Raw genomic sequence first — 247 nt, 5'->3', positions numbered from 1 at the left:
GCCGACACCTCGATGCCATAGAGCTCCCGCAGGTGCCCCGTGATCTCCCGCGTCGACATGCCCCGTGCGTACATTGAGATGATCTTCTCATCGAAGCCGGGGAACCGCCGCTGGTACTTGCCGATCAGCGCCGGATCGAACGTACCCGTCCGGTCGCGCGGGATCGCCAAGTCCATCGACCCGCCCTCCGTCAGCACCGTCTTGCGGCCGTAGCCGTTGCGCCGGTTGCCGCTCTCGTCCCCAGCCA

At 66.8% G+C, this 247-nt stretch carries 1 protein-coding gene; it reads right to left on the bottom strand.

Translation table 11 applies throughout. From position 1 onward, the window contains the following. The coding region (locus tag EJ903_RS26740; protein WP_174237374.1) for a transposase at positions 1-247 on the bottom strand (247 nt) is incomplete at both ends.

The organism is Azospirillum griseum (assembly GCF_003966125.1).
In the GTDB taxonomy this organism is placed as follows: domain Bacteria; phylum Pseudomonadota; class Alphaproteobacteria; order Azospirillales; family Azospirillaceae; genus Azospirillum; species Azospirillum griseum.
This window is presented reverse-complemented; position numbering and strand designations above follow the sequence as displayed.